This is a genomic window from Streptomyces sp. NPDC042638 (assembly GCF_040647235.1).
Taxonomy (GTDB): Bacteria; Actinomycetota; Actinomycetes; order Streptomycetales; family Streptomycetaceae; genus Streptomyces; species Streptomyces rameus.
In genome coordinates this window covers 1-8,516 of record NZ_JBEZBT010000112.1, presented here as the reverse complement: position 1 = coordinate 8,516, position 8,516 = coordinate 1, and the positions used below count along the sequence as shown (strand labels likewise).

The window sequence follows — 8,516 nt, the reverse complement described above, 5'->3', positions numbered from 1 at the left end:
AGGAAGCCGGACCCGACGGTGAATCGGGGCGCGGGATCCGGCTGGTCGATGCGATCTCAGACGCATGGGAGAGCAGCGGCGAGGAGACGTGGTGTGAGTTCCAAGACGCGAGGGCTGCAGCTTGAGCCAGACCTCCAGTTGGTTGCCGACGATGCAAATGGCAAGCCGGGCAGCTCAGTCGCTTCTGTCACACAGGGCGCTCCGAGGGCCGTTCGCTTGCCTTCGCCCAGTAATTCGGTTCGAGCATCTCGCCGGGCCAGGCGGGCTGACGGATCGGGCCACGAGGCCCCATCTGTTCGAAGTACGGTGCCAAGTCGATCACGGGCGTTCCGTCTACAGCATCGAGATCGGTGACCAACAGGTCCCGTCCCTCGACCTCGAGCAGCCGCGGGTAGCTGATCGCCAGTTGATTGGGACGCCGATGGTTGCGGTGGACGAAGGAACCGGTCGACGGCCAGTCCGGATTCCCGCGGGGGCTGCGTGCGTGGAGCTGGACGTCTTCCGGTCGCGCCAGGTGGAAGAGCCAGGTCACCGTCAGGTGGGAAAACTCTTCGATTCCCTGCAGCGTCTCAAGGGGGTACGCCTCGTTGAGTCGGATGACCGACTCGACTCCGCCCTGGTAATCGTCCTGAACGCGGGTGTGGCCCCCGACCACCGTTGCGATCGATTCGACCTCGTACGTTGCCATCGGCGCTCGTTCCTCTCTAACGGGGTCGCGTGTTCAGCAGCTGCCGTCAATAGCTGCGGACGTGCCCTGTGGTCAGCCTATGGCGCGCAGCATTTCCCGCGCCCGGCGGTCCAGTTCGGCGACGTGGCGGCCACCACGTTGCCGCACAGGCGAGAGGTCGCTCTGCATGCGGACGATGACGTCGCGGGCGCGGCCGGACTGGACGCCAGCCATGGCGTCAAGTGCTTGTCCCCAGGTACCACATGCCTCATCGAGGCGTCCCTGCTGGACCTGGACAGCACCGAGGTAGCCGAGGGTCACACTGTGGGTACGGGCATACTGCTGCCGCCGGCGGGTGGCGACGCTGCGCTGGAAATGCAACTCCGCGTCGAGAGGATTTCCCAGGTCCCGCAAGGCACACGCAGTCTCGTGGGCGAGGGAGGCTTCCTGGAAGAAGCTGACGCGGTCGGGGGCATCCTCGTTATCGGCACGTGCGAGGTCCCTCTCCGCGCGACTGATGGCCGCGAGAGTGCCGCGGCGGTCGCCGGCGGCGGCCAGGGCGCGGGCATGGACTACCGCGAGCAGGGCCTTCTCCCGCGAGCTGGCCTGGCCGTAGTGGGTGCGGGACATGGAGGCGTCGGCCAGGTCGAGCGCTCTGCGTGGGTGCCCGAGGTCGACTGCTTGATGGGCGAGGGCACGCAGGATGTGGCCGCCCAGCGGTCCGTCTGCGGCTTCGGCCGCAATGCGTGCGGCGAGGGTGAGGTAGCGCTGGGCGGTCCGATGCTCGGAGGCGTCGAAGGCCATCCAGCCGGCGAGGTAGGTCATCTCTGCCACGGCCGAGTACGTATCCCGGCGGTGCTGTTCCATTCGGAACCTGCTGCCCAGGAGCGGCACCGCTTCGTCGCGAAGATGGCCGGCCAGGGCCGAGCGCCCCGAGGCTCCACCGCGCTGCTGGTCCCTCGCGGAGTAGAAGGTGGTCAGTTTGCGGACATCGTCGATGTCAGCCTGAGTCACCAGCCGGGAGGAGACTGCAGGGCGCGAGGCCGCCGCGGCCGGGGCGGCTGCCCACCATGGAGCGGCAGGCAGGACGAGGCCGGCGGCCGAGTACGCGGTGGTAGCCAACAGCTTGCGTCGGTGCATGTCCAGATCGTCGCTTCCCAGCTCGGCCAGCACGGTCAGAGGGTCGACGCTCCAGTCAGAACTACTGTCAGTGGATCCTGTCGGCCCATCTTCCAGTCCGAGGTCAGCGAGGGTGAGGCGTCGGCCGAGCCTGCGGGACAGCGTCTCACGCAGGATATGAGGCGCTCGTCCACTGGGCTTCGTGCCCTGGACCCACATGGCGATGTGGGAGCGGGAAATAGCCTCCAGTTCGCGTACACCGCTCTCCGCGGCAACGCGAGCGACCGCGGCGGCTGCTTGGGGCTGGGACCAGCCCGCTTCGCGCAGGAGCGCGGCAAGGGCGACGTTTCTCTCACGGGCCATGTACTGCCCCTCGGTTCCGAAATGATCTTTGACGCCTTTGACGGCCTTGAGGGCCGCGTAGGCATACCCCCTGACAGGGATTCGCGGTTCGCTCAACGTAGCCGCAGGATCACTCACCTTGCACGTCAGTTGCCTGCGGTGCACAGCGTTCCTCGCTCAAGTTGGCTTGATTCACCTAGGAGTTGCGTCATGCGTCCCTCGCTGGCCCTTCGCCGGGCGTGCCAACTCAGTGATCAAGGAAGGAGAAGCCACGCCCTTGGTGAGCCCATCCTGCGACGTGCCCCGGCGGCCTCGGCGACGGAAACGGTGGCGCTCGTGCTGGGCGAGGACTCGCCGTTACCCGATACTGCCGCCGATGTGGAAGACCTCGCACTGCGGCTGCGAGGACACGTCAGCCAGCTCGGAGCTCTGACGCCTTCGCAAGAGCCGGCCCTGCTCCGTGCGCAGCAGCTCTGTTCGGGCGGCCTCCTCGATGGCTACATGCCCAGCAGGGTTCATCTGGTCAGGCTGGCCGAAGCGACCCAAGACCTTATCGCTGCCGTGCAGGCCCACGACGTGGCCCCTGCGAAGTCGGTCCAGAGACGGCGCTGGTGGAAGCCGCCGATCAACGTGCTGCGCGGCGCGGTCTTCGCTCTCGCCCTCGCGTGCGTGGTTCTGGCCGCGTCGGTGCCCCGGACATGACCGCCGCCGGGGCAGTTCTGATCGCGCTGATTCTCGGTCCCATGGCGTGGCTGGCTCTTCGTGGTGAGCGAGTAACCGGCCGCATTGCTCCACGGGACGTGGATCCCCGGCCGAGGCAGAACAGACCTCCCCCGGACCGGTAACCACCGTGCCTCTCTCACCGACACTTCCCGGCCGCCCCGGCGGCCCCGAAGCCACCCCCGGGTCCACGGGGACTACGGAGACCCACACGATGAAACGCCTCCCGCGCATCGAGCAGTACGGCCTGATCGGCGACATGCAGACCAGTGCCCACGTCTGCGACGACGGTTCGATCGACTGGCTGTGCCTGCCCCGGTTCGACTCGTCGGCCGTCTTCGCCGGCCTGCTCGGCACGCACAAGCACGGCACCTGGCAGATCGCCCCGGCCGCGCCTGGCCCCTCCGGGCCCGGAGCGGTCGCCGAGCGCCGGTACCGCGGTGACACGCTCGTCCTCGAATCGATCTGGCGCACGCCGGCCGGGTCGGTCCGCGTCCTGGACTTCATGCCGCCTCGCGACGGGGCACCGCAGGTGATCCGGATCGTCGAGGGTCTGGCCGGTGAGGTGGCAATGGTTTCGGCCATGCGTCCGCGGCCGGGATACGGCAGCGTCAGCCCGTGGATCCACGAGGCCGATGGGCGCATGGTCGCGGAAGCCGGCGCGGACGCACTGTGGCTCGACGCCTGCGTCCCGCAGGCGGAGAAGGACGGGGTCGTCGTCAGTGCCTTTGCCATCCGCGCCGGGCAGAGCGTGGCGTTCGTGCTCAGCTGGTGCCCGTCCCACGCACCGGCTCCGGAGATCCCCGACCCGCACGCGGCGCTCACCGAGACGCTCGCCTTCTGGCAAGACTGGACGCAGCAGTGCACCTACGACGGCCCCTACCGTGAGGCCGTGGTCCGTTCCTTGATCGCACTGAAGGCACTGACCTACCACCCGAGCGGCGGGATCGTCGCCGCGCCGACCACCTCGCTGCCCGAGGAGATCGGCGGCCGACGCAATTGGGACTACCGCTTCACCTGGCTGCGCGACGCCGCTACGACCCTGGCCGCGTTACTGGAGACCGGCTACCGGCAGGAGGCGCAGGCATGGCGGCGCTGGCTTCTGCGTTCCGTGGCCGGCGACCCAGAGAACCTGCAGATCATGTACGCGATCACCGGAGAGCGTGATCTTCGGGAACGGGAGTTGCCCTGGCTGCCCGGGTATGAGGGCTCGACGCCGGTGCGGGTCGGGAACGGGGCGGCGGACCAGCTCCAGCTCGACGTGTACGGCGAGGTGATCGAGACCCTGTACCTCGCGCACGAGAGCGGTGTGGCCCACTGTGCCGACACCGCGGTCCTGCACCAGCGGCTCGTCGAGCACCTGGCACAGCGCTGGCGGGAGCCCGACGAGGGGATCTGGGAGATCCGCGGGGCACGCCAGCACTTCGTCCACTCCAAGGTGATGGCCTGGGTGGCGATCGACCGCACCATCCGCCTGGCCGAAGCCGGCGCGCTCGACATGGACCTGGCCCCCCTGGTCGAGCTGCGGACGACGATCCACCACGAGGTCTGCACCAGGGGCTTCGATCCGGTGCGCAACACCTTTACCCAGTCCTACGGTTCCAAGGAACTCGACGCCGCCACGCTGCTGATCCCCCGCGTTGGCTTCCTGCCGCCGAACGACCCGCGCGTCATCGGCACCGTGGACGCAGTGCGCCGTGAACTCTCCACGTCTGACGGGCTTGTGCGCCGTTACCCGACCATCGGCGACCACACCGGGGTGGACGGCCTGAGCGGAGACGAGGGCACATTCGTCCTCTGCTCCTTCTGGCTCGTAGACGCCCTGGCCCTGACCGGCCGCCTCGACGAGGCCCACGCCCTGTTCGAACGCCTCCTCGCACTGCGCAACGACCTCGGCCTCCTGGCCGAGGAGTACGACCCCGTCCAGCAGCGCCAGCTCGGCAACTTCCCGCAGGCATTCAGCCACATGGGCCTGATCCAGAGCGCCCGGCTGCTTCAACTCCTGGCGACGCAGTCCTCCCACCGCGGCGCGGTCGCGTTTCCGTCACCCTGCTCGACCGCACGCAGCACACACAAGACCTGCGCAGACCTGACGCTGCAGCACGCCTAGCCACCCCCACCCTGACGAGGATTCCCATGCCTGACAGCGCCTTTTCGGCACGGCCGGCCGCCACCGGCCATCGCCGACGGCGGCCTCCGATCAACGCGTTCACCCTGCACCGTGTCCACCGCGCCGTCGCACTGCCCCTAGTGCTCCTTGCCGCCCTGCTGGGTGCCGCCTTCACCCTCTGGTCGGTGTCCGCGGTGGGCCCCGGCTGGCTCCTGGCCGGCCTGATCTGCGGACTCGCGGGCGTCGCCACGATGGCGGCTCGCGGAGCGCGAACGGCCGCAGGAGCCATACAGGCAGCGGCGGAGGAGGCCCGGGCAACGGCACTGGCAGCAATCGCAGGGGCAGCCGCGGCCATCGAGAAGTCGGTGCAGTGGTCGGCGGACGAGCTGTGCCGCGGGGGACGCCCGCCGCTGCCGGACCTGCAGGCGCCACGTGCCAGCCCTGACGCCGAGATTGACAAGGCGTTGAGTGCTCTCCAAGTGCGGGCCGTCGCGTCGTTGATACGGGTGCACGACGAGTCCCAGTCCGTCGTCCTCCTGGAAGTGCTGCGCCGCCTGGCCATGCGCGAGCACGCCTTGGTCGGCAAGGCACTTGAAGCACTGAGCCAGCTGGAGATGCTGACCGACGACCCGGAGCTGCTGGCCAAGATCTTCGAGATCGATCACCTCGTGACGCGGATGCGTCGCCAGGTCGAGAGCACGGCGGTGCTGGGCGGGCAGTCTCTGCGCAGCGTGCGTCGGCCCGTTCCCGTCAAGAGCGTGCTACGCGGCGCGGTCTCCGAGGTCGTGCAGTATCCGCGGGTGGCGGTAGCGGCCGGGTCCGTGGGCGCGGAGGTGGGTCTTCCCGGCCATGTGGGGCCGGACCTGACGCACCTGCTGGCTGAGCTGATCGAGAACGCCTGTGAGTGTTCCGATCCGGCTACGAAGGTGATGGTGCGTGCGCAGCGGGTGGCGAACGGGCTGGCGGTCGAGGTCGAGGACCGGGCCATCCCCATGCATCCGCAGACGCGGGCGCAGATGAACCACCTGCTCCAGGCCCCCGACGAGGTCGACGTCAGCGGCCAGGTGCGAGCGGGGCAGCTCGGCTTGCTGGTCGCCGCGAAGATCGCCCAGTCGCACGGGCTGTCCGTTCTCCTGCAGGAGAACGTGACGGGAGGCACCACCGCCCTGGTGGTCATCCCGGCACGGCTCCTAGTAGCGATTCCCTCCGTCGACGATGCGAGCGCGCCGCCCCAGGACGCCCGCCCCTTGGCGCCGCAACCGCAGCAGGTTGCAGCGACTCCAGCCACCCCGAGGTCGGGGCAGGTCCCACGCCCCGGTACCGCAGGGGCGCCGGAAGCCGCACAGGCAGGTCACTCTGCTGATGCGCCCGCCCTTCCCACGCGTAGACGCCAGGCCGGCACGTTCCATCCGCCACACGAGCGGGAGCAAGCCCCCGTGACCGCGGCGACGCCAGGGCTCGCAGCCGCCTTCCGCACCGGCATCCAGGCCGGCGGGCAAGCCGGTTCTCCCACCGCTTCGACAGAGCACCCCAGTCCCTGAACCTCGTCCCTCCACGTTCCCGGTGGCCGTTACATCCGCTGGCCCTTCCCCCCCTTCTGGAGCGATCCCTATGAGCACCCACCCCGCGATGAACAACGTGACCGGCGACGCACCCGCAACCGAGACAACGGCAAGCGGACAGCGGGACAACATGGCGTGGCTGCTGCGGCAGTTCGCCTCCGACACGACGGGCGTCACGCACGCCGTCCTGCTCTCGCGGGACGGACTACGGCTGCTGGACAGCGACGTCGACAAGGACTGGGCGGACGAACTGTCGGCCGCCATCAGCGGAGTGGCCTCACTCGCGGCGAACATCACCGGTCCCACCCACAAGAAGAGGCCGGCGAGGCAGGTCGTCATCGAGCGAGACGACTGTCTGATCTTCGTCCAGAGCTCCGGTCGCAGCGCGGCCTTCGAAGGCCATCCCGGCAACGAAAGGGGCGTGGTGGACACGGTCCTCGCGGTGATCGCGACCATGGACGCCGATGCCGGCACCGTCGGGTTCGAGATGGGGCGCCTGGTGCAGAAGTTCGCCCCCTACATGCAGATCCCCGTCCGCGTCGGCACGGGTGATGAGGTCCGGTGACCGTACACGGCAGCGCGGCCGAGGATTCGACGTTCGTGCGGACCTACACCCTGACGCGCGGTCGCACCCGGCCACGGCATCTGCTCGGCCTGGACACGGTGCTGGATGCCGGACCCGGGCGGCCCGGCCCGGGCCAGGCCGAGGAATGCGCAGAGATCCTCGCCCTGTGCCGGGAGCACCGGCGTTCGGTGACCGAGCTGGCGGGCCGACTCGGCCGTCCCGTAACCGCCGTCAAGATCCTCATCTCCGACCTCCTGGACGCCGACGCCCTGGTCGTCCCCGTCACCGCCTATGCCGCGTCCGACGCGCATGCACGTCCCTCTGCACAACTGCTGGCGGCCCTGTCTGCGGGCCTGAAGAGGAAGTGGCCCGATGCCATCGCCTACCCCCAGGCCGGGTGACCCGGCCGTGGTGCTGCGGCCGTCGTCGCGCCCGCGTGCCGGCGCACCGACCGTGCTGAAGGTCGTGATCGCCGGCGGTTTCGGCGCGGGCAAGACCACCGCCGTGGGTGCCGTCAGTGAGATCACGCCGCTGAGCACGGAGGAGTACCTGACCGAGGCGAGCGCGGACGTGGACAGCCTGGCGGGCGTCGAGGCCAAGCAGACCACCACGGTCGCCTTCGACTTCGGTCGCCTCAACCTGCCCGACGCGCCCGTGCCCCTGGAATTGTTCCTGTTCGGCACGCCCGGCCAGGACCGGTTCGTCGACCTCTGGTACGACCTTTGTCGCGGAGCCGTCGGCGCGGTCGTCCTGGTCGACACCCGCCGCCTGGAAAGCAGCTTCACCCCCGTCGGTTTCTTCGAGGACATCGGCCTGCCCTTCGTCGTCGCGGTGAACCAGTTCGACGGAGCACATCGCTACCACCCCGAAGAGGTCCGCACCGCCCTCGAACTGCCCGCCTCTGTGCCGGTGGTCACCTGCGACGCTCGCGATCCGAACCAGGTCGCTGGCGTCCTGCTGACCCTCGTTGGCCACGCCTTGAAGAGCGCATCGGCAAGCCCCGCTCGCCCCGCATCCACTACCACCTTTCAGGACGCCTGATGTCGTATCAGCCCTATCCCTACCGCGCGCGGCAGATCGCCCCCCTCACGCAGTCGCTGCCGCGACGCACCATGCGGGACGTCACCCATGGGCCATCCCTCCCCGCCGGCGCCGCCGTCCCCGTCCCGCAGGCCCAGCAGGCGACCGAGCTGGCGCAGCGGTATGAGCTGCTGGATCGCCTAGGCGTGCCCACCGCTGCCAGCGAGGACTTCGACGAACTGGCCCGCGACATGGCCACACGAGCCGGGTTCCTGTACGGCTTCGTCAACCTCTTCCTGGAGGAGCAGACCTTCGTCGGGCTGCACCAGCCGCCCGCGGACAGCGGGTACGTCATCGTCGGCCGCACCATGAGCCGCGACCACGGCTGGTGCCCGGAGGTCATAGCCCGCA

8 protein-coding genes and 1 pseudogene are annotated in these 8,516 nt (G+C 69.2%); 7 read left to right on the top strand and 2 right to left on the bottom strand.

Features of this window, described 5'->3' with window-relative positions; genetic code table 11:
- Window positions 1–187: 187 nt before the first annotated feature.
- Window positions 188–688: an SAM-dependent methyltransferase gene (locus AB0B40_RS37580; RefSeq protein WP_345056574.1), complete on the bottom strand. Its 501-nt coding sequence runs from the start codon at window positions 686–688 to the stop codon at window positions 188–190.
- Window positions 689–760: 72 nt separating this feature from the next.
- The gene (locus AB0B40_RS37575; protein WP_345056587.1) at window positions 761–2,149 is read right to left on the bottom strand and encodes a Tat pathway signal protein; all 1,389 of its coding nucleotides are present in this window, start codon (window positions 2,147–2,149) and stop codon (window positions 761–763) included.
- Window positions 2,150–2,338: 189 nt separating this feature from the next.
- Between AB0B40_RS37575 and AB0B40_RS37570 the strand changes: the two genes are divergently transcribed.
- From AB0B40_RS37570 to AB0B40_RS37540, 7 genes and pseudogenes are all read left to right on the top strand, one after another.
- Window positions 2,339–2,830, top strand: a complete 492-nt coding sequence (locus AB0B40_RS37570; protein WP_345056572.1) for a DUF6415 family natural product biosynthesis protein — start codon at window positions 2,339–2,341, stop codon at window positions 2,828–2,830.
- Between the two features lie 232 nt (window positions 2,831–3,062).
- Window positions 3,063–4,958: a glycoside hydrolase family 15 protein gene (locus AB0B40_RS37565; protein WP_362268102.1), complete on the top strand. Its 1,896-nt coding sequence runs from the start codon at window positions 3,063–3,065 to the stop codon at window positions 4,956–4,958.
- 26 nt (window positions 4,959–4,984) lie between these two features.
- Entirely contained in the window at window positions 4,985–6,499 is a 1,515-nt protein-coding gene (locus AB0B40_RS37560) for an ATP-binding protein (RefSeq protein ID WP_345056568.1), read from the top strand.
- A 70-nt stretch (window positions 6,500–6,569) separates the two neighbouring features.
- Window positions 6,570–7,085, top strand: coding sequence for a roadblock/LC7 domain-containing protein (locus AB0B40_RS37555; protein WP_061916021.1), 516 nt, complete (start codon window positions 6,570–6,572; stop codon window positions 7,083–7,085).
- The gene (locus tag AB0B40_RS37550; RefSeq protein WP_189310029.1) at window positions 7,082–7,486 is read left to right on the top strand and encodes a DUF742 domain-containing protein; all 405 of its coding nucleotides are present in this window, start codon (window positions 7,082–7,084) and stop codon (window positions 7,484–7,486) included. The genes AB0B40_RS37555 and AB0B40_RS37550 overlap by 4 nt, the downstream gene beginning before the upstream one ends.
- A 7-nt stretch (window positions 7,487–7,493) precedes the next feature.
- Window positions 7,494–8,126, top strand: coding sequence for an ATP/GTP-binding protein (locus AB0B40_RS37545; protein ID WP_345056563.1), 633 nt, complete (start codon window positions 7,494–7,496; stop codon window positions 8,124–8,126).
- Window positions 8,126–8,516, top strand: a pseudogene (locus tag AB0B40_RS37540) (GAF domain-containing protein); the annotation flags it as partial. The gene AB0B40_RS37545 and the pseudogene AB0B40_RS37540, both read left to right, overlap by 1 nt.

Coding starts and splice junctions, on each gene's coding strand:
- AB0B40_RS37580 (WP_345056574.1), bottom strand. CDS start 688: ATGGCAACGTACGAGGTCGAATCGATCGCAACGGTGGTCGGGGGCCAC.
- AB0B40_RS37575 (WP_345056587.1), bottom strand. CDS start 2,149: ATGGCCCGTGAGAGAAACGTCGCCCTTGCCGCGCTCCTGCGCGAAGCG.
- AB0B40_RS37570 (WP_345056572.1), top strand. CDS start 2,339: ATGCGTCCCTCGCTGGCCCTTCGCCGGGCGTGCCAACTCAGTGATCAA.
- AB0B40_RS37565 (WP_362268102.1), top strand. CDS start 3,063: ATGAAACGCCTCCCGCGCATCGAGCAGTACGGCCTGATCGGCGACATG.
- AB0B40_RS37560 (WP_345056568.1), top strand. CDS start 4,985: ATGCCTGACAGCGCCTTTTCGGCACGGCCGGCCGCCACCGGCCATCGC.
- AB0B40_RS37555 (WP_061916021.1), top strand. CDS start 6,570: ATGAGCACCCACCCCGCGATGAACAACGTGACCGGCGACGCACCCGCA.